The sequence below is a fragment of the Rhizobium sp. Rhizsp42 genome (assembly GCF_047304155.1).
In the GTDB taxonomy this organism is placed as follows: Bacteria; Pseudomonadota; Alphaproteobacteria; order Rhizobiales; family Rhizobiaceae; genus Rhizobium.
In genome coordinates, this window is record NZ_JBGLYS010000190.1 from 1 (window position 1) to 244 (window position 244).

At 57.4% G+C, this 244-nt stretch carries 1 pseudogene; it reads left to right on the forward strand.

Annotated features, from left to right (window positions below):
- Positions 1–244, forward strand: a pseudogene (locus ACCD05_RS32045) (transcriptional regulator); the annotation flags it as partial.

Sequence of the window (244 nt, forward strand, 5' to 3'; positions counted from 1 at the left end):
TCCATACGATGACGCTGGCCCAGCGGCAACGGTACTTTCCATTGCCCGACTATGGACGCTCGACGGCAAACAGCGTGGTGCTGGAAATTTTCGGCCACACGCTGGACGAAAATTATTCACTGCTGCTGCTGGAAAAGCAAGATTTGGACATTGCTACCGTCATCCTGCTCGACCGTGTCCAGAAGAAGCGCCCCATTCCCGACAGTGCCGCAGCCCACCTGAGGCGGCAGGGCCTGATTGAAGG